The following is a 19,690-nucleotide window of genomic DNA, read 5'->3' as shown; positions in this document are numbered from 1 at the left end:
ACAGATCTCCTACGTCTCTCACGGACTTCTCACGGACTTCTCACAAGGCGGTGTGCCGTGAACTTCCCGGAGAGTAGCGGGTGGTTCGAACTCACATCCAGGTCTCGCCACAACTGTGGCCAATTTCAGCCGTCAAGCGGCATGAAATGCCACGATAGTTGACACGGCTCGTCGGTGAGCAGCAGGATCAAGGCGCCGCGTGAAGGCCGCAGAGGCGTAAGGGGTGACCTCCCGATGGCATATCAGGCAGGAGGGCAGCGGCCGGCGCCGCGGTCCGTCCCCGTCCGTCCCGAGGCGCAGGCCTACCTGCGGGACTACGCCAGGTTTCTGGAGGCCGTCTCCTTTCCCTCCCTCGTCGTCGACCACCGCTGGGACGTGGTCCTGACCAACAGCGCGTTCACGTCGCTCTTCCGCGGCGTCGGCCCGCACCCGACGGCCATGCCGGGCGACAACTTCCTCCGCTTCGTCCTCTTCCACCCGGACGCGGGCACGGTCCTCGGCGAGCACGAGTCGCGCTGGTGCCTGCCGATGCTGGCCCACTTCGCCGCGACCGTGGAGCGCTGCGGCCACGACCACGAACTGCAGGCCATCCGCCGGGACATCGCCGAGGACCCCATCATGGAGGCCGCCTACCGGCAGGGTCTGCCGCACTGGATCCGCGCGGTCGGCGAGACCGCCGTGGAGTCCGACGGCGCGGTCCGCCCCCTGCTGCACCCCGACCCGCGCTGGGGCGCCACCGAGTGCCGCATCATCGAGGAGACCCCGGCCACCCTGCGCGACCTCGGCTACACCCGCCTCACCCTGGTCCTGCGCGAGACCCGCCGCCCCGCCCCGGCCCCGCGCAGACCCCGCCGCGCCCGGCGCACCTCCGGCCACCTCACCGTGGTCCCCACCCCGGAGGCCTGACCCGGCACCGTCGGCGTTCAGGTCGCCGACGGCGCCGGGCTCACTCCGGCCGTCCACTGTGTCCACGGCGCTTCCCGCGTACGTCACCGCCCGCCCACCACGAGGACGAGCGGTACGCCCCGGCACGGCACCAGGCGTGTCCTGCCGACGGCCGCGGTGTGCGCGCGCTCCAGCACCGCCGCGAAGTCCGGGCCCCTGGTGAGGGATCCGGCCAGATGCGCAGGATCGGCGGAGGCCGCCACCCGGCCGCGGGCGTTCACCAGGTGGGCGGGGCCGGGCAGTTCGCGCAGCAGTGGCAGTACGGCTGCCTCGAAGTGCCGTAGGTACACGTCGGCCGCGGCCACCCCCGTGAACCGGCCCGCCACCTCGACCGGAGCGGACAGGGTCAGGCTGTACTCGTCGGAGCACAGGTAGTCCACGTAGGGCCCGGCCACGGCCCGCAGTCCGGTGTCACGGGGCAGGGTGTACCAGTCCCAGTGCGTGTAGTCCGAGTACGCCGACTGCCGCGGATCCAGGTCGAGCAGCAACGGCCGTACGTCCCCCTGTGCGGTGCTCTGCCACCACTCCAGCCACGCCGGTACGTCGGCCAGCAGTCCCGGCGCGGCGACGAAGCCGACCCCGGACACCAGTTCCCCGCGGGTCAGCCGCAGATGCAGCCCCGGCCGCAGCGCGGCGAGGTCGGCGCTGACCGGCACGCGGCCCTCGGCGATCACCCGCGCCAGCAGATCGGCCGTCCCGGCGCGGGTCTCGGCGACCGCGTCGAACACCGCTTCCAGCACGCGGCCCACCCGCGCGGCGACGCGCTCCTCGGCGGAGGCGTCGCGCGTCGCCGCCCCGACGAGTACGGGGCTCGTGCTCATGGCGTCCTCCAGCGGGCGGGGCCGGACGCCGCATCGACAGAGCCTGCCGTCGAACCCCCGCCCGCCCTTCAAGCGGACGGCGGGAGTTGGACGGCAGGTTCTCAGAGGTCCAGCCGCACGGCGATGAGCCGCGCCGCCGACTCCTGGACGCACCGCTCGGCCGGCGTACGGGCCGAATCACGGGCCCCATCCTGCACGGCGGAGATGACGGCGCGATGACGATCTGCGACTTCTTCACGATATTCGTCGTCCGCGAGCACCAGGCACAGCAGCGCCCCGACCTCCGTCTGGAGTGCGATCTGCTCCCGGGTGAGCCGGGCGGACTGCGCGGCCGCCGCCAGCTCCACGTGGAACCGGCCGTAGATCCGGCTGCGTGCCGCCGCCTCCTCGGCGCTCGCGAACTCCTGGACCGTACGGAGAAGTTGGCCCAGATCGTCGGGTTCGGTGCGCTCCGCCGCGAGCCCGGCCGCCGCGCCCGACAGCGCGGCCCAGTGGTCGCCGAGGTCGCGCAGCTCCTCGGTGCTCCAGCCGCGCAGCCGGGTCTTCAGCCGCTCCTCGCAGGGGAGTTCGGGCAGCGAGACGAAACTGCCCCCGCCGCGCCCGCGCCGGGTGGTGACCAGACCCTGCTGCCGCAGCGCCATCAGCGCCTCCCGCAGGGTCACCGTGGACACGCCGAGCTGCCCGGCCAGTTCGCTCTCGCCGGGCAACTGCTCCCCGTCGGCGAGCAGGCCGAGTTCGATGGCGTCGCCGATCCTGCGCACCACCGCTTCCACCCGAGCCCGGCTCTCCACCGGCGCGAAGACGGCTCTCCGGGTGCCGGCCTCGCCCGCGTCAACCGTCCCGCGCGGGCTCCTGGCCCCGTCCTCGACGTGTCGCTGCTTCACGGCCACCACCTTGCCAGTTGACCCAAGTTTTACCCATAGGCGGTCTTGAGCTCTGAACTATGACTTCATATGTTTCCACTCAACGCTCACGAGTGCCAGAAAGGTTCCCGCATGGAGGGAGTCGCGGTCCGGCTGCAGGGCCTGCGCAAGACGTTCGGGGAGACGGCCGCGGTGGCCGGGGTCGACCTGGAGATCCGGGACGGGGAGTTCTTCTCGATGCTCGGCCCGTCCGGTTCGGGCAAGACCACGGTCCTGCGCCTGATCGCCGGTTTCGAGGCCCCCACCGAGGGCCGCGTCGAACTCGCCGGGCAGGAGGTCACCGGCCTCGCGCCCTTCGAACGGGACGTCCACACCGTCTTCCAGGACTACGCCCTCTTCCCGCACATGACCGTCGAGCAGAACGTCGCCTACTCCCTGAAGATCCGCAAGGTGCCCAAGGCCGACCGGCTCGTCCGCGCCCGCGAGGCCCTCGCCCAGGTGCGCCTGGACGGATACGGCAGACGGCGCCCGGCCGAGCTCTCCGGCGGCCAGCGCCAGCGCGTCGCCCTCGCCCGCGCCCTGGTCGGCCGTCCCCGCCTCCTGCTGCTCGACGAACCGCTCGGCGCCCTCGACCTCAAGCTGCGCGAGCAGATGCAGGTCGAACTCAAGGCGCTCCAGCGCGAGGTCGGCATCACCTTCGTGTTCGTCACCCACGACCAGGAGGAGGCCCTGACGATGAGCGACCGCGTCGCCGTCTTCCACCAGGGCCGCATCGAACAGGTGGGCACCCCCGCCGAGATCTACGAACGGCCCGCGACCCCGTTCGTCGCGTCCTTCGTCGGCACCTCCAACCTCCTCCAGGGGGAGTCGGCCCGGCGGATCCTCGGCGTCCCCGGCATCCACAGCATCCGGCCGGAGAAGATCCGCGTCCTGAAGGAGTCCGCCGACGCCGACGAGCCCGAGCACGCCACCGCCGCGGGCACCGTCGCCGAAGTCGCCTACCTGGGCGACTCCACCCGCTTCCTGGTCGACCTCGACGCCGGCGGCCGCATCGTCGCGCTCCAGCAGAACCTGGAGACCTCCGCCGAGGACGTCGCCGCCTACCGCGGCACCCGGGTACGCCTGACGTGGCACCGCCGCCACGCCGTCCAGGTCCCCGACCCCCGCTGAGCCCCACGCCCCCCTTCCCCATGGAGTACGTCGTGCGCCTCACCCGAACCCTGAAGACGGCCGCCGCCGCCACACTGCTGCTCGCCGCCACCGCCTGCGGCTCCTCCGGCTCCGGGAGCAACTCCTCCGCGACCGGCCTCAACCCTCCCGATCTCAAGGCGCAGTCCAAGCTCGGCAAGACCGAGGGCCAGGTCAACGTCATCGCCTGGGCCGGCTACGTCGAAAACGGCTCCAACGACCCCGAGGTCGACTGGGTCAGCGACTTCGAGAAGCAAACTGGCTGTCAGGTGCACTCCAAAGTCGCGGCCAGCTCCGACGAGATGGTCAAGCTGATGAAGACGGGGCAGTACGACACCGTGTCCGCCTCCGGCGACGCCTCCCTGCGCCTGATCGCCTCCGGCGACGCGGCCCCGGTCAACACCGCCCTCGTGCCGAATTACAAGGACATCTTCGGCGACCTGAAGATGCAGGCCTGGAACTCCGTCAAGGGCAAGGCCTACGGCATTCCGCACGGCCGCGGCGCCAACCTGCTGATGTACAACACCGAGAAGGTCAAGCCCGCGCCCGACTCCTGGTCCGCCGTCTTCGACGACGCGGCGAAGCACAAGGGCCACGTCACGGCCTACGACTCGCCCATCTACATCGCCGACGCCGCCCTGTATCTCAAGGCCACCAAGCCCGACTTGAAGATCAAGGACCCGTACGCCCTCGACCAGAAGCAGTTCGACGCCGCCGTGGCCCTGCTGAAGAAGCAGAACGGATACGTGGGCGAATACTGGGGCGACTACCTCAAGGAGGTCTCCGCCTTCAAGAGCGGTGACTCCGTGGTCGGCACCACCTGGCAGGTGATCGCGAACCTCGCCGCCTCCGAGGGCGCCAAGGTCAAGGCGTTCGTGCCGAAGGAGGGGGCGACCGGCTGGTCCGACACCTGGATGATCTCCGCCAAGGCCAAGCACCCCAACTGCGCCTACAAGTGGCTGGACTGGATCGTCTCCCCGAAGGCCAACGCCCAGGTCGCCGAGTACTTCGGCGAGGCCCCCGCCAACGCCGAGGCCTGCGAGCAGACCAGTGACAAGAACTTCTGCACCACCTACCACGCGGCCGACACCGCCTACTGGAAGCGGGTCGCCTTCTGGAACACGCCGATCGAGCAGTGCCTGGACGGCCGCACCGACGTCAAGTGCGTGCCGTACGCCAAGTGGGTGCAGGCCTGGACCGAGATCAAGGGCTGAACCATGACCGTCACCGCGCAGGCCGCCGGGCGGAGCTCCAGGGGCACCGTCCGGCGGCTGGCCGGGATGCTGCACCGCCGCCCCCGGCTGCGGCTCTCCCTGCTGCTGACCGCACCGCTGCTGTGGCTGGCCGTGCTCTACCTCGGCTCGCTGACCGTGCTGTTCCTCTCCGCCTTCTGGACGACGAACTCCTTCACGTCCGAGGTCGTCAAGGTCTGGTCGGCCGACAACTTCCACGCCCTGCTGACGACCCCCGTCTTCCGCCAGGTGATCCTCCGCAGCATCGGCGTGGCCCTGGCGGTCACCGTCCTGTGCGCGGTGATCGCCTTCCCGCTCGCCTTCTTCACCGCGCGCGTGGCCCGGCCCCGGTGGCGACCGCTGCTCGTGGTCGCCATCCTCACCCCGCTGTGGGCGAGTTACCTGGTCAAGGTGTACGCCTGGCGGCTGATCCTGTCCCAGGGCGGGCTCGCCGACTGGATGCTGAAGCCGTTCGGGCTGAGCGGCCCCGGGTTCGGGCTGCCGGCCGTCCTCCTCACCCTGACCTACCTCTGGCTGCCGTACATGATCCTGCCCATCCACACCGCGCTGGAGCAGTTGCCCGCCAACCTGCTCGACGCGTCCGCCGACCTGGGCGCGCGTCCCGGTCGCACCTTCCGGTCGGTCGTGCTGCCCATGGTGCTGCCGTCGGTCGCCGCCGGGTCGATCTTCACCTTCTCGCTCAGTCTCGGCGACTACATCACCGTGCAGATCGTCGGCGGCAAGACCCAGCTGATCGGCAACCTCGTCTACTCCAACATCGAACTCAACCTGCCCATGGCCGCCGCGCTCGGCACGGTCCCCGTCGTCGTCATCGTGCTCTACCTGCTGGCGATGCGCCGCACCGGCGCCCTCAGCAGCATCTGACCGCCTTCGACCGTCTTCCCAGGGGGGTGTCCCACGTCATGCAGCTCTCCCGTGGCGCGCGTATCGCGCTGCGCGTCGCCGCCGGCTTCGGCTTCGCGGTGATCTACGTCCCGCTCCTGCTGGTCCTCGTCAACTCCCTCAACCCGGACCGCAGCGCGAGCTGGCCGCCGCCCGGCCTGACCCTGCACTGGTGGTCGGTGGCGTGGGGCAACTCGGGGGCGCGCAGCGCCGTCTGGGTCTCGGTCAAGGCGGGCCTCGGCGCCACCGCGATCGCCCTGGTCCTCGGCACGCTCATCGCCTTCGCGGTGGCCCGGCACCGCTTCTTCGGCCGCGACACCCTCTCCTTCGTGGTCGTCCTGCCGATCGCGCTGCCCGGCATCGTCACCGGCATCGCCCTGAACTCCGCCTTCTCCACGGTGCTCCAGCCGCTCGGTGTCGGCCTCGGCCTGTTCACCGTGGTCGTCGGGCACGCCACCTTCTGCATCGTCGTCGTCTTCAACAACGTCGTGGCCAGGCTGCGCCGCACCTCCGGCTCCTACGAGGAAGCGGCGATGGACCTGGGCGCGAACACCTTCCGCGCCTTCGCCGACGTCACCTTCCCGCTGGTGCGCTCGGCGCTGTTCGCGGGCGGGCTGCTCGCCTTCGCCCTGTCCTTCGACGAGATCGTGGTCACCACCTTCACCGCCGGGCCCGGCGTCGAGACCCTGCCCATCTGGATCTTCAACAACATGACCCGGCCGCAGCAGGCCCCGGTGGTCAACGTCGTGGCGGCCGTGCTGGTGCTGCTCTCCATCGTCCCGATCTACGTCGCCCAGCGGCTGTCGTCCGACACGGCGACCGGAAGCAGGGTGTAGCCGCTCCCGACCCCGGGCACCCTTACGCAAGTCACTTGCATAAGTTGCGCTATTCTTGCACGTATGACGCGACGACTTGCGGAAGTGGCGAAGAAGGTCGGGGTCAGCGAGGCCACGGTCAGTCGGGTGCTCAACGGCAAGCCCGGCGTCTCCGAGACCACTCGGCAGGCGGTGCTGTCCGCGCTGGACGTCCTCGGCTACGAGCGGCCCACGCAGCTGCGCGGCGAACGCGCCCGGCTGGTCGGTCTGGTGCTGCCCGAGCTGCAGAACCCGATCTTCCCGGCCTTCGCGGAGGTCATCGGCGGGGCCCTGGCCCAGCTCGGCCTCACGCCCGTGCTGTGCACGCAGACCAAGGGCGGGGTGTCGGAGGCGGACTACGTGGAGCTCCTGCTGCAGCAGCAGGTCTCCGGGGTCGTCTTCGCCGGCGGGCTGTACGCGCAGGCGGACGCCCCGCACGACCACTACCGGCTGCTCGCCGACCGCAACATCCCGGTGGTGCTGGTCAACGCGGGCATAGAGCAGCTCGGTTTCCCGAGCGTGTCCTGCGACGACGCCGTCGCGGTGGAGCAGGCCTGGCGGCACCTGGCCTCCCTGGGGCACGAGCGGATCGGGCTGGTCCTCGGACCGGGCGACCACGTGCCCTCCGCGCGCAAGCTGGCCGCGGCGCATGCGATCGCCGGCCGGCTGCCGGAGGAGTCCGTCGCGCGCGCCATCTTCTCCATCGAGGGCGGCCACGCGGCCGGCGCCAAACTCATCGACCGGGGAGTCACCGGGTTCATCTGCGCCAGCGACCCGCTCGCGCTCGGGGTCGTACGGGCCGCCCGCCGCCGAGGACTCGGCGTTCCGTCACAGATCTCGGTCGTGGGCTACGACGACTCCGCGCTGATGAACTGCACCGAACCGCCGCTGACCACCGTGCGGCAGCCCATCGAGTCGATGGGCAAGGCCGCGGTGGAGCTGCTCAGCGCCCGGATCGGCGGGAGCTCCGTACCGGCCGACGAGCTGCTGTTCGAGCCGGAGCTGGTGGTGCGGGGATCGACCGCTCAAGCCCCCCGTCCGTGAGGTGTCCTGAAGATCCAGTTCACTGTCAAATAATTTCACTTTCTACGCGGCATCTTGCGTAGTGTCGTTGTCGGTGCTTGAGTGTGCGGCGCCCACCGCTCCTGTCCCTGTCCAGAGGGGTCCGCCGATGAGAAGCACCGGGTTCCGCCATGCCGTCGCCGCGATCGGCGTCTGCTCACTCTCCTTCGTCCTGACGTCCTGCGGGTCGAACGACGACAACTCCGCGAGCGGCAGGACCCGTATCACGGTCAACTGCCAGCCGCCCAAGAGCGCCAAGGTCGACCGGAAGTTCTTCGAGGAGGACGTCGCCGCCTTCGAGAAGCGGAACCCGGACATCGACGTCGTCGCGCACGACGCGTTCCCCTGCCAGGACCCCAAGACGTTCGACGCCAAGCTCGCCGGCGGCCAGATGGAGGATGTCTTCTACACCTACTTCACCGACGCGGGGCACGTCGTCGACACCGGCCAGGCGGCCGACATCACCTCCTACGTCAAGGAGTTGAAGAGCTACGACACCATCCAGAAGCAACTGCGCGACATCTACACCGTCGACGGCAGGATCTACGGCATCCCGCGCACCGGCTACTCGATGGGCCTGATCTACAACAAGAAGCTCTTCCGGAAGGCAGGACTCGACCCCGACAAGCCGCCCACGACCTGGGCGGAGGTCCGCACCGCCGCCAAGAAGATCTCCGCGCTGGGCAACGGCACCGTCGGCTACGCCGACTACAGCGCCCAGAACCAGGGCGGTTGGCACTTCACCGCCGAGCTCTACTCCCAGGGCGGCGACGTCGTCGGCGCCGACGGCAGGAAGGCCACCGTCGACACCCCCGAGGGGCGTGCCGTCCTGCAGAACCTGCACGACATGCGCTGGACCGACGGCTCCATGGGCAGCAAACAGCTCCTGGTCATCAACGACGTGCAGCAGATGATGGGTTCGGGCAAGCTCGGCATGTACCTCGCCGCCCCCGACAACATCCCGATCCTGGTCAAGGAGAAGGGCGGCGACTTCAAGGATCTCGCTCTCGCTCCCATGCCCGGCGGCAAGGGCACCCTCGTCGGCGGCGACGGCTACATGTTCAACGAGAAGGACACCCCCGCCCAGATCCGCGCCGGCCTCGCATGGCTCGACCACATGTTCCTCACCCCCGGCAAGGGCTTCCTCGGCGACTACGCCCGCGCCAAGACGAACGACGCCCCCGTCGGCCTGCCCGAGCCCCGGTTGTTCACCGGCGCCGCCGACGCCAAGGACCAGCAGGTCAAGAAGGCCAACGCCAACGTCCCTGTGGAGAACTACCAGTCCTTCCTCGACGGCAACCAGACCCTGCGAATGAAGATCGAGCCGCCCCACGCCCAGCAGATCTACTCCGTCCTCGACGGAGTCGTCTCCGCCGTCCTCACCAAGAAGGACGCCGACATCGACCAGCTCCTCAAGGACGCCTCCGGAAAGATCGACGGCATCCTGGCCAGGGGCTGACCGGCGATGACGAAGACGGCCGAGCGGCGACCCGCCCAGGCGATCGCCACCCACCCGGTGCAGGCGCCGCCCCCGTCAGGGGGCCGGGGGCGGCGCCGCCTCGCCGAACAGGCCCGCGCCTACGGCTTCCTCCTGGGCGGCCTGGTCTGCTTCGCCCTGTTCTCCTGGTACCCGGCGATCCGCGCCGTCGTGATCGCCTTCCAGAAGTACACACCCGGCCAGGCGCCCGAATGGGTCGGCACCGCCAACTTCACCCGCGTCCTGCACGACCCCGAGTTCGGCGCCGCCTGGCGCAACACGCTCACCTTCACCCTGCTCGCCCTGCTCATCGGCTTCGCCGTCCCGTTCGTCCTGGCCCTCGTCCTCAACGAACTCCGCCACGCCAAAGCCTTCTTCCGAGTGGCCGTCTACCTGCCCGTGATGATCCCGCCCGTGGTCAGCGCCCTGCTGTGGAAGTGGTTCTACGACCCCGGAGCCGGCCTCGCCAACGAGGCCCTGCGCGCCCTGCACCTGCCCACGTCGAACTGGACCAACGGCGCCGACACCGCCCTCGTCTCCCTCGTCCTCGTCGCCACCTGGGCCAACATGGGCGGCACCGTCCTGATCTACCTGGCCGCCCTGCAGTCCATCCCCGGCGAGCTGTACGAGGCCGCCGAACTCGACGGCGCGGGCCTCCTGCAGCGCGTCCGGCACGTGACCGTTCCGCAGACCCGGTTCGTGATCCTGATGCTGATGCTCCTCCAGATCATCGCCACCATGCAGGTGTTCACCGAGCCCTTCGTCATCACCGGAGGCGGCCCGGAGAACGCCACGGTCACCGTGCTCTACCTCATCTACAAGTACGCCTTCCTCTACAACGACTTCGGCGGCGCCTGCGCGCTCAGCGTCATGCTGCTCGTACTGCTCGGGCTCTTCTCCGCCGGCTATCTGCGGCTGACCCGCTCCGGCTCCGGCGAGGAGGACGCATGACCGGCACCCGTACCCTCGTCTCCCCGGCCGCCCTGGCCCGCCCGCGTGGAAAGGCCGTCTACTGGACCGTCTTCACCGTGGTCGTCCTCCTCTTCACGCTCGCCTTCCTCTTCCCCGTCTACTGGATGGTGACCGGCGCGACGAAGTCACCCGACGAGGTGGCCCGGACCCCGCCCACGCTCGTCCCGGAGAACTGGCACCTCAGCGCCTACACCGACGCCTGGGACCTCATGCAACTCCCGCAGCACCTGTGGAACACGGTCGTCCAGGCCGCCGGCGCCTGGGCCTGCCAGCTGGTGTTCTGCACGGCAGCCGCCTACGCCCTGTCCAAACTGGGGCCCGCCTTCGGCAAGGTGGTCCTCGGCGGCATCCTCGCCACCCTGATGGTCCCGGCACAGGCTCTGGTCGTACCGAAGTACCTGACCGTCGCCGACCTGCCGCTGATCCACACCAGCCTGCTCAACGACCCCCTCGCCATCTGGCTGCCGGCCGTCGCCAACGCCTTCAACCTCTACCTGCTCAAGCGGTTCTTCGACCGGATACCGCGGGACGTGCTGGAGGCCGCCGAGATCGACGGCGCCGGGAAGCTGCGCATCCTCACGTCGATCGTGCTGCCCATGTCGCGGCCCGTGCTCGGCGTGGTGTCGATCTTCGCGCTGGTCGCCGTCTGGCAGGACTTCCTGTGGCCACTGATGGTCTTCTCCGACACCGACAAGCAGCCGATCAGCGTGGCCCTGGTCCAGCTGTCGCAGAACATCCAACTGACCGTGCTCATCGCCGCCATGGTGATCGCCAGCATCCCGATGGTCGCGCTCTTCCTCGTCTTCCAGCGGCACATCATCGCCGGGATCAGCGCGGGCAGCACCAAGGGCTGACACCGCCCGCCCCACCCTTTTCACCGAGACAGAAAGGCAGGCACTGTGGGACAGCCCACCCATGCCCGAAACGGCCGGGACGGCAGCGACTGGTGGCGCACCGCCGTCATCTACCAGGTGTACGTCCGCAGCTTCGCCGACGGCGACGGGGACGGCACCGGCGACCTCGCGGGCGTCCGCTCCCGGCTGCCGTACCTCGCCGAACTCGGCGCGGACGCCCTGTGGTTCAACCCCTGGTACCTCTCCCCGATGAAGGACGGCGGCTACGACGTCACCGACTACCGCGCCATCCACCCCGCCTACGGCACCCTGGCCGAGGCGGAGAAACTCATCGCCGAGGCCCGGGAGCTGGGCATCCGCACGATCGTCGACATCGTGCCCAACCACGTCTCCGACCAGCACCCCTGGTTCCGCGCCGCGCTCGCCGGCGGCCCCGAACGCGAGCTGTTCCACTTCCGCCCCGGACGCGGCACACACGGTGAACTCCCGCCCAACGACTGGACATCCCAGTTCGGTGGCCCGGCCTGGACCCGGCTGCCCGACGGCACCTGGTACCTGCACCTGTTCGCCCCCGAGCAGCCCGACCTCAACTGGGCCCACCCGGTCGTCCGCCAGGAGCACGAGGACATCCTGCGGTTCTGGTTCGAGCGGGGTGTCGCGGGCGTCCGTGTCGACTCGGCCGCCCTGCCGGCCAAGGACCCCCGCCTGCCCGACTTCGTGGAGGGCAGCGACCCGCACCCGTACGTCGACCGCGACGAACTCCACGACGTCTACCGCTCCTGGCGCCGCGTCGCCGACGAGTACGGCGGCGTCTTCGTCGGCGAAGTCTGGCTCCCCGACAGCGAGCGCCTCGCCCGCTACCTGCGCCCCGACGAGCTGCACACCGCCTTCAACTTCGCCTTCCTGTCGTGCCCGTGGGACGCCGGCCGGCTCCGTACGTCCATCGACGACACCCTCGCCGAGCACGCCCCCGTGGGCGCGCCCGCCACCTGGGTGCTGTGCAACCACGACGTCACCCGCACCGTCACCCGCTACGGCCGCACCGACACCGGATTCGACTTCGCCACCAAGGCCTTCGACACCCCCACCGACCTGGCCCTCGGCGCCCGTCGGGCCCGCGCCGCCGCCCTGCTGTCCCTCGCCCTGCCCGGCGCGGTCTACGTCTACCAGGGCGAGGAACTCGGCCTGCCCGAGGCCGACATCCCCCTCGACCGCATCGACGACCCGATGCACTTCCGCTCCGGCGGCACCGATCCCGGCCGCGACGGCTGCCGGGTCCCGCTGCCCTGGGCGGCCGAGGAGCCGTACGCCGGCTTCGGCTCCCGCGAGGAACCCTGGCTGCCGCAGCCCGCCGACTGGCCCACGTACGCCGTCGACCGGCAACTGTCCGACCCGGCCTCCATGCTCTCCCTCTACCGCGAGGCGATCCGCCTGCGGCCGGCCTTCGGCGACGCCCCCCTGACCTGGCTGCCCGCCCCCGACGGCGTCCTCGCCTTCACCCGCGCCGAAGGCGCGACCTGCGTCGTCAATCTCGCCACGACCCCCGCCGAACTGCCCGAGCACACCCGACTCCTGCTGAGCAGCAGCCCGTTGGACGAACGGGGCCGCCTCCCGCAGGACACGGCGGCCTGGCTGCACGCCTGAGCCCGCGCAGCCGGGACCGCCGAACCGCACCGCGCTATCCCACACCCCCACACGAAGGGATCAGCACATGCACGGCAACAGCAAGGCCAGATCAGTACGCCGCCTGCCGGCCGTCGGCGCGGCCGTCGCCCTCGCGGCCGGCACGCTCGTCACCCTCGGCGCGCCCGCCGCCCACGCGGCGGCGGGCGCCACCCTCCCCTTCACCTCGGTCGAAGCCGAGTCCGCCGCCACCGACGGCACCAGGATCGGGCCCGACCACGCCCAGGGCACCCTCGCCTCCGAGGCCTCCGGACGCCAGGCCGTCCGGCTGGACCCGGGCCGGCGCGTGGAGTTCACCGTGCCGCGCGCCGCCAACGCCGTGAACGTCTCCTACAGCGTCCCCGACGGCCAGTCCGGCACGCTGAACGTGTACGTCAACGGCACCAGGCTGTCGAAGACGCTCCCGGTCACCTCCAAGTACTCCTACGTCGACACCAACTGGATCGCGGGCGCCAAGACCCACCACTTCTACGACAACACCAGGCTGTTGCTCGGCCAGAACCTCCAGCCGGGCGACAAGGTCGCCGTCGAGGCCGCGAACGTCCAGGTCACCGTCGACGTGGCCGACTTCGAACAGGTACCGCAGGCCGCCACCCAGCCCGCCGGATCGGTCTCCGTCACCTCCAAGGGCGCCGACCCCGGCGGACAGGGCGACTCCACCCAGGCCTTCCGGGACGCCGTCGCCGCCGCGCGGGGCGGAGTGGTGTGGATCCCGCCGGGCGACTACAAGCTGACGTCCTCGCTGAGCGGCGTCCAGAACGTCACCCTCCAGGGCGCCGGAAGCTGGTACTCGGTCGTGCACACCTCCCGCTTCATCGACCAGACGAACTCCTCCGGGGGCGTCCGCATCAAGGACTTCGCGGTCGTCGGCGAGGTCACCGAGCGCGTCGACTCCAGTCCCGACAACTTCGTCAACGGCTCGCTGGGGCCGAACTCCTCCGTCTCCGGCATGTGGATCCAGCACCTGAAGGTCGGCCTGTGGCTGACCGGCAACAACGACAACCTCGTCGTCGAGGACAACCGCATCCTCGACACCACCGCCGACGGCCTCAACCTCAACGGCAACGCCAAGGGCGTGAAGGTCCGCAACAACTTCCTGCGCAACCAGGGCGACGACTCGCTCGCCATGTGGTCGCTGTACAGCCCGGACACGAACAGCGGCTTCGAGAACAACACCGTCTCGCAGCCCAACCTGGCCAACGGCATCGCGATCTACGGCGGCACGGACATCACGGTGAGGAACAACCTGATCTCCGACACCAACGCCCTCGGCAGCGGCATCGCGATCTCCAACCAGAAGTTCCTGGACCCGTTCTTCCCGCTGGCCGGCACGATCACGGTGGACGGCAACACCCTGGTGCGCACCGGCGCGATGAACCCCAACTGGAACCACCCGATGGGCGCGCTGCGCGTGGACTCCTACGACAGCGCCGTCAACGCCACCGTCGACATCACCAACACCACGATCGCCGACAGCCCGTACAGCGCCTTCGAGTTCGTGTCGGGCGGCGGTCATGGGTACCCGGTCAAGGGCGTCACCGTGGACGGCGCGACCGTGAAGAACACCGGTACGGTCGTCGTCCAGGCCGAGGCGCAGGGCGCGGCCGCCTTCCGCGGCGTCACCGCCACCGGCGTGGGCGCGGCGGGCGTCTACAACTGCCCCTACCCCTCCGGCTCCGGCAGCTTCACACTCACCGACGGCGGCGGCAACTCCGGCTGGAACAGCACCTGGCCGGACTGCTCGGCCTGGCCGCAGCCCGGCCAGGGCAACCCCGACCCCGACCCGAACCGCAACCTCGCGGGGGGCCGCCCGGCCACCGCCACCGGCTCCCAGGACGTCTACACACCCGGCAAGGCGGTCGACGGCGACGCGAACACCTATTGGGAGTCCACGAACAACGCCTTCCCGCAGTCCTGGACGGTCGACCTGGGCTCCAAGCAGGACGTGCGCCGGCTGGTGCTGAAGCTGCCGCCGTCGCCGGCCTGGGGCGCGCGCACCCAGACCATCACCGTGCTGGGCAGCACCGACGGTTCGACGTACTCGGCCGTGGCCGGCTCCCAGGGCTACCGCTTCGACCCGGCGACCGGCAACACGGCCACCGTGTCCCTGCCCGGCGGCACCAGCCTGCGCTGGCTGCGGCTGACGGTGAGTTCCAACACCGGCTGGCCCGCCGGCCAGTTCAGCGAAGTGGAGGCGTATCGGACTCCGTGACCGCCGGTGCCCCGCGCTTCGCCGCCTGGATCTGCTCGTACACATGGGTCCGCAGCTCGGCGAAGCGCGGGGCCACCCGCGTGTGCACCTGGTCCCGTTCGTCCGGCAGGTCGACCTCGAGCTGCTCCTGCACGACGGTGGGGGAGGCGGACAGGACGATCACCCGCCGGCCGAGGTGGACGGCCTCGTCGATGTCGTGGGTGACGGAGAGGGCCGGTGTCGGCAGCGGTTGTTGCTGCCGGCACCGGCCCTGTCGTGCGGGGGGTGTGCCGGGTCAGTAGGCGGAGTTGACGTTGTCGATGGAGCCGTAGCGGTGGGCGGCGTAGTTGGCCGCTGCGGTGATGTTGGCCACCGGGTCGGTGGCGCTGTGGGCGGTGCCGGAGACGTGGTAGGCCTTGAAGGTGGGGTCGATGACCTGGAGGAGGCCCTTGGAGGGGGTGCCCTTCTTGGCGTTGACGTCCCAGTTGTTCTGGGCGTGGGGGTTGCCGCCGGACTCGCGCATGATGTTGCGGTGCAGGCCCTCGTAGCTGCCGGGGATGCCCTTGGCCTTCATGACCTTCAGGGACTGCTTGATCCAGCCGTCGAGGTTGTTGGCGTGGCTGGTCTTGCCCTGGTAGGCGGTGCGGCTGTCGTGGGGGGAGGCCGTGACCGCGGAGGAGGCGGTGGTCACCTGGGTCGCTTCGGCGGCCTGTGCGGGGGTGGGCATCAGGGTGAGCGCGGCGGCTGCGGCGCCGGTGGTGGCGATGCCGGTCAGGGTGAGGGTGCGCAGGCGGGCGAAGCGGCTGGTGCGGGTGGTCGCGGTCATGCGGAAGGAACTCTCCGGTGGGGTGTCGTCGGGGGCCGGCCGCTGTCGGTCGCGGTGGCGGGGGGCAACGACATCCATGGTTAGCGGCGGGCGGGGCGGTGCGCAAAGGTGTGACGTACTATCCGACTACGGAGAGATGTCCGGAATGTGGCGCTATGGGGCTTTTCTGTGCTGTTCAGGGCGGCCTGGCTTCTACGGCCTGCGATAGGACGTGATCTGGCTCCTATGGGTGGCATCACAGGAACCGGCCCCGCCGGGGCCGCATCTGCAACTCGACATTGAAACGGTTCGGCTGAACGATCAGGTGGTCGATCAGCTCGCGCGTGACGTCGTCGCCACCCGTAGCACGCTCGGTGAGCGCCTGCTCGATGACGAAGCCGAACGCGATGGGCGGCCTGCGATCCAGGAACAGCTGCCGCTCCGGGCGCGCGGCCACTTGGTGATCCACCTGCTCCGCCTCCCCGACCGGCGGGACACTCGCGGTGATCGCTCGGGCGTAGGCCTCCGTCTGCAGGAACCCAGGGATGACGCGGCACTCGTACGTCCAGTAGGTGACGGCGGATTTCTCCAGTCGCGCCCACTGCCGGAACCACGCCGCCGGCCCCGGCTGCCGAGCCAAATGGCCCGCGGCCTTCCGCGGTGCACCCGTGTTGCCCAGGGCCACCTCCGCCGCTCCACGAAGGCCGGGTCCGGCATACGGCGCCCCAACTCCACGGATGCCAAAGTGTGTTGGGAGGAGCGGACCCGCTCGCCCAGATCCGCCCGGCTCAGTCCGGAGTGCTCCCGCAACGCCTGGACGACCGCCCCGAACGTCCGCAGACTGTCCGAGCACTCGGGCTCGCCGCCCGTACCCGTCCCCACCGTGCCGTCCGCCACCATCGGCAACCTGCCGCGCGCATGCCCCGCCGCACACATCGAGCACGACCACGGTTACGGATCGTCACATGTGCCGTCCAGTTCGTGACCGCGTACGCTGTTGCGGCGTACGCGGTGCCTGCCTGGTCAAAAGGAGCTTCAGGCCGCCAGGTTGAGCCCACGACCGCACCTTCCGCGCCCCAACGGCCGGTTACCGTAAGTATGTTCTCCCAGCGTTTCAGTTCCACCTCCGCTCGGCGCCCGCCTCGCCCGGCACCTCGCCCTCGTCCAGCTGCACACCTGGGGCATCCCGCACGGCACCCCACTCTCCGACGCCGCCGCCACGATCGTCGGCGAGCCGGCGGCCAACGCCGTGACCCACGGCCGCGTACCGGGCCGCGACTTCGAACTGCGCCTGACGCACACCCCGGACGTCCTGCTGCGCATGGAGGTGTCCGACACCCGCGGCGAACGCCGGCCGCCGGGACCGCCGACCTGGCACCGGCACCGTCCCCCCTCGGCGAGGCGGGCCGGGGCCTGTTCCTCGTCGACGCGCTCGCCGACCGGTGGGAGGTGCTGGACCGCGTGTCCCCGGGCGTGGCTCTGCCCGGGAAGACGGTCCGGGCCGAGCCGGACCTGCCGTCCGGGTGACGGCGTGGCCCCTGGCCGGCGGTGATGCCGGGGTACGGCTTCGTCCACTCGTGCGTCTCGTACCACGTGAAGTGGTTCATCTGCGCGGGGTCCGCGAAGCCGGGCACGGCGTTGGGGCCTGTCGGCCGCTGCTGGAGCTTCCCGTGCTGCCACCCACGCCGACCGGCCGCACACCGCCGGGCGGCAGCGCGGTTCCGGTCAGTTCGGCCGGTCGTGGAGCAGGGCGGCCCGTAGGTCGTGTTCGGTGATCTGGTCGGCGGGGCGGTGGAGTGTCCAGCGGTGGGCCTCGCCGTCCATGGACAGCACGGCGACGACGGTTTCCAGCGATGGACGGCCGGGTTCGGTGTACGTGAACTGGCGGATGATGACAGCGGTGTCGTCGTCCAGACCGAGCAGGGCACGCACGGTGTCCCTCAGTTCACGTAGGTGCGGGCTCGGCCCGGTGGTTGCCGGGCGCGGTTGCGGTGGCACGGGGGGATACTCCTTGGTACCGGGGACGACCATGACGCCGGCGTCCCGGGCGGCTTCGCGGTGGTTCACGCGGGTGGTGTGCGGGTGGTGGGGCGGTCCCGGACGGGCGCCCTTGACGGGAGGTCGGGCAGCGCGGTGTCGTCCGGGCACGGTTGCCTGCCAGGTGGCGAGGAGCAGCAGCGTGCCGGTTTCGGCCAGGAGACTGAGCAGGGCCTGTGGGGCGGGCTGCAGACCGTGTTCGGTGAATCCGAAGACGCCTACGGTGCGTGAGGCCGCGAAGCCGCCGAGGGCGCCCAGGGCCACACCGGCGGCAGCGATCCTCAACGGCGGCGGCATCCCGACCAGCAGCAGGGCGGCGACCGCGAAGGAGACGCTCGCCTGGAGCAGGAACAGGGGGCCGACGATGTGGATGAAGCGGTACTCGTCGACGTAGAGCTGGGCGTGGATGTATCCGCTCGCGGCGAGCGTGGCGGCGATCGCCCAGCGCAGGGCCGGGGAGAGGAGCCTTCCGGTGCTCATGCCAGCCTCTCATCCTTGATCGCCAGCTCCCGGTCGCCCTGCCGGTAGCCGACGGTGCGAATGCCGAGGGCGTCCTTGAGCTGCCGGGCGGGGACGACCTGGGGGGTGGGGGCGGGGGCCCGGCCCGGCTTCGGCAGCGGGTAGGCCGTGGTGGTGGCGGAGTGGAAGGTGATGTTGCCCTCCGTCTTCGTGAACAGCTGGTGGACGTGCCCGTTGAGACAGGTGACCGAGGAGAAGCGGCGCAGGAGCGCGATGACCTTGAGGGCGTCGTCGGTGCTCCAGCCCCACTTCGGGTACATGGCGAACAGCGGGATGTGGCTGAAGACCACGACCGGGGTGTCCGACGACAGTCCCGCGAGGTCCCTGCGGACGAAGTCGATCTGTTCGTTGCCGAGGTGGCCGAGCTTCTCCAGGCTCAGGGTGTTGACCAGGGCGACGAAGTGCACGCCGTGGGTGTCGAAGCTGTACCAGCCGTCGCCGAGCGTGCCCTTGCCGAAGGTCTGTCGGTAGGCACGGCCGGCGTCGCCGATGGAGTCGTGCTCGCCGGGCACGGTGAAGACGCGATCGGTCTGCATACCGGTCATCATCTGCCTGACCTGGTCGAACTGTGACGCCGTGGACAGGTGGGTGAGGTCGCCGCTGTGCATGACGAAGTCGGGCCGGAACCCGAGCGAGTTGACCTGGTGGATCGCTTCGGTGAAGGAGCCGGCCACGTCCGTGTTCGCCGGGCCCTGGAAGCCGATGTGGCTGTCGGAGACCTGCACGAAGCGCAGTGCGCCGCTTGCCGTCGTGCCGCCTGCCGACGCGGCGGCAGCGGTGCTCCGGGAGTCGGCGATGTGGCTGATCACCTCTCCACTGGCCATGGTCAGCACCACGGCCCCGCCGAACCACCCTGCGTGCCGCAGGAGTTGGCGTCGGGTCATGCCGTTCGGCCCGGCGGGCTGTTCGGCGTCGCCCGCCGGCTGCGGGGCGCCGCTGTCGTGGTACTCGGTCATCGGGTCACCTCCACGGTGGCGGTCATGAACGGGTGGATGGTGCAGAGGTAGGCGTAGGTGCCGGGCTTGGTGAACTTGTGGCTGTAGGTGGCATGGGTGGTCAGGGCGGCCGAGTGCAACGGACCGCCCGCTCCGGCGCTGGTGACGGTGTGGGCGTCGGTGTCCTGATTGGTCCAGGTCACCGTCGTGCCCACTTTGACCTTCAGCGTGGTCGGGGAGAACGCGAAGTTCTTGATCGCCACCGCGTCCCCGGCCACCGGAGCGGTCGACGCACCCCTGCTCGGGGGGCTCATGGGCATGCTCATGCTGGGCATGGGCGAGGCGCCGG

17 protein-coding genes and 3 pseudogenes are annotated in these 19,690 nt (G+C 70.3%); 12 read left to right on the top strand and 8 right to left on the bottom strand.

Translation table 11 applies throughout. From position 1 onward, the window contains the following. The first annotated feature begins 234 nt into the window (after positions 1-234). Positions 235-906, top strand: coding sequence for an MmyB family transcriptional regulator (locus ACX25U_RS05200; protein WP_454389356.1), 672 nt, complete (start codon positions 235-237; stop codon positions 904-906). Between the two features lie 83 nt (positions 907-989). On the opposite strand, the gene ACX25U_RS05195 is transcribed toward ACX25U_RS05200, so the two are convergent. Next, positions 990-1,766, bottom strand: a complete 777-nt coding sequence (locus ACX25U_RS05195; protein ID WP_454389355.1) for a cache domain-containing protein — start codon at positions 1,764-1,766, stop codon at positions 990-992. Between the two features lie 101 nt (positions 1,767-1,867). Continuing rightward, complete coding sequence (locus tag ACX25U_RS05190; protein ID WP_454394097.1) at positions 1,868-2,557, bottom strand: FadR/GntR family transcriptional regulator; 690 nt, start codon at positions 2,555-2,557, stop codon at positions 1,868-1,870. A gap of 204 nt (positions 2,558-2,761) precedes the next feature. Between ACX25U_RS05190 and ACX25U_RS05185 the strand changes: the two genes are divergently transcribed. The 10 genes from ACX25U_RS05185 to ACX25U_RS05140 all read left to right on the top strand — a co-directional run bounded on the left by ACX25U_RS05185 (position 2,762) and on the right by ACX25U_RS05140 (position 15,066). Further along, positions 2,762-3,799, top strand: coding sequence for an ABC transporter ATP-binding protein (locus ACX25U_RS05185; RefSeq protein ID WP_454389354.1), 1,038 nt, complete (start codon positions 2,762-2,764; stop codon positions 3,797-3,799). 32 nt (positions 3,800-3,831) lie between these two features. After that, a complete protein-coding gene (locus ACX25U_RS05180; RefSeq protein WP_454389353.1) occupies positions 3,832-5,031 on the top strand; it encodes an ABC transporter substrate-binding protein in 1,200 nt (399 codons plus the stop codon). A gap of 3 nt (positions 5,032-5,034) precedes the next feature. Then, complete coding sequence (locus tag ACX25U_RS05175) at positions 5,035-5,934, top strand: ABC transporter permease (RefSeq protein WP_454389352.1); 900 nt, start codon at positions 5,035-5,037, stop codon at positions 5,932-5,934. Positions 5,935-5,972: 38 nt separating this feature from the next. After that, on the top strand, positions 5,973-6,788 hold the full coding sequence (locus ACX25U_RS05170) for an ABC transporter permease (RefSeq protein WP_454389351.1): 816 nt from the start codon (positions 5,973-5,975) through the stop codon (positions 6,786-6,788). Between the two features lie 63 nt (positions 6,789-6,851). Then, positions 6,852-7,850, top strand: a complete 999-nt coding sequence (locus ACX25U_RS05165; protein WP_454389350.1) for a LacI family DNA-binding transcriptional regulator — start codon at positions 6,852-6,854, stop codon at positions 7,848-7,850. A gap of 127 nt (positions 7,851-7,977) precedes the next feature. Next, on the top strand, positions 7,978-9,327 hold the full coding sequence (locus ACX25U_RS05160) for an ABC transporter substrate-binding protein (RefSeq protein ID WP_454389349.1): 1,350 nt from the start codon (positions 7,978-7,980) through the stop codon (positions 9,325-9,327). Between the two features lie 6 nt (positions 9,328-9,333). Beyond that, positions 9,334-10,296 carry a carbohydrate ABC transporter permease gene (locus ACX25U_RS05155; RefSeq protein WP_454389348.1) on the top strand — a complete coding sequence of 321 codons (963 nt, stop codon included), beginning with the start codon at positions 9,334-9,336 and terminating at the stop codon, positions 10,294-10,296. Continuing rightward, positions 10,293-11,171: a carbohydrate ABC transporter permease gene (locus ACX25U_RS05150; protein ID WP_454389347.1), complete on the top strand. Its 879-nt coding sequence runs from the start codon at positions 10,293-10,295 to the stop codon at positions 11,169-11,171. The genes ACX25U_RS05155 and ACX25U_RS05150 overlap by 4 nt, the downstream gene beginning before the upstream one ends. A 45-nt stretch (positions 11,172-11,216) precedes the next feature. Then, positions 11,217-12,815 carry a glycoside hydrolase family 13 protein gene (locus tag ACX25U_RS05145; RefSeq protein ID WP_454389346.1) on the top strand — a complete coding sequence of 533 codons (1,599 nt, stop codon included), beginning with the start codon at positions 11,217-11,219 and terminating at the stop codon, positions 12,813-12,815. Between the two features lie 67 nt (positions 12,816-12,882). After that, positions 12,883-15,066, top strand: a complete 2,184-nt coding sequence (locus tag ACX25U_RS05140) for a discoidin domain-containing protein (RefSeq protein WP_454389345.1) — start codon at positions 12,883-12,885, stop codon at positions 15,064-15,066. Here ACX25U_RS05140 and ACX25U_RS05135 read toward each other — a convergent pair. The 3 genes and pseudogenes from ACX25U_RS05135 to ACX25U_RS05125 form a co-directional block, all read right to left on the bottom strand. After that, positions 15,035-15,277 (bottom strand): annotated as a pseudogene (locus ACX25U_RS05135) (ABC transporter ATP-binding protein); the annotation flags it as partial. The gene ACX25U_RS05140 and the pseudogene ACX25U_RS05135 sit on opposite strands and share 32 nt — an antisense overlap. Positions 15,278-15,340: 63 nt before the next feature. Next, positions 15,341-15,871 carry a transglycosylase SLT domain-containing protein gene (locus ACX25U_RS05130; protein WP_454389344.1) on the bottom strand — a complete coding sequence of 177 codons (531 nt, stop codon included), beginning with the start codon at positions 15,869-15,871 and terminating at the stop codon, positions 15,341-15,343. Positions 15,872-16,127: 256 nt separating this feature from the next. After that, positions 16,128-16,750 (bottom strand): annotated as a pseudogene (locus ACX25U_RS05125) (helix-turn-helix domain-containing protein); the annotation flags it as partial. Between the two features lie 198 nt (positions 16,751-16,948). Between ACX25U_RS05125 and ACX25U_RS05120 the strand changes: the two are divergent. Beyond that, positions 16,949-17,377 (top strand): annotated as a pseudogene (locus ACX25U_RS05120) (ATP-binding protein). A 198-nt stretch (positions 17,378-17,575) separates the two neighbouring features. Here the strand turns inward: ACX25U_RS05120 and ACX25U_RS05115 are convergent. Genes ACX25U_RS05115 through ACX25U_RS05105 form a run of 3 tightly spaced genes read right to left on the bottom strand, consistent with a single transcriptional unit; the run spans position 17,576 to position 19,655 of the window. Then, positions 17,576-18,367, bottom strand: a complete 792-nt coding sequence (locus tag ACX25U_RS05115; RefSeq protein ID WP_454389343.1) for a hypothetical protein — start codon at positions 18,365-18,367, stop codon at positions 17,576-17,578. Then, positions 18,364-19,362, bottom strand: a complete 999-nt coding sequence (locus ACX25U_RS05110; RefSeq protein ID WP_454389342.1) for a metallophosphoesterase family protein — start codon at positions 19,360-19,362, stop codon at positions 18,364-18,366. Before ACX25U_RS05110 ends, ACX25U_RS05115 begins: the two co-directional genes overlap by 4 nt. Then, positions 19,359-19,655 (bottom strand): plastocyanin/azurin family copper-binding protein, encoded by a 297-nt coding sequence (locus ACX25U_RS05105; RefSeq protein ID WP_454389341.1) that lies wholly within the window; start codon positions 19,653-19,655, stop codon positions 19,359-19,361. The genes ACX25U_RS05110 and ACX25U_RS05105 overlap by 4 nt, the downstream gene beginning before the upstream one ends. Positions 19,656-19,690: the final 35 nt, after the last annotated feature.

Source organism: Streptomyces sp. JNUCC 63 (genome assembly GCF_054366325.1).
This window is presented reverse-complemented; position numbering and strand designations above follow the sequence as displayed.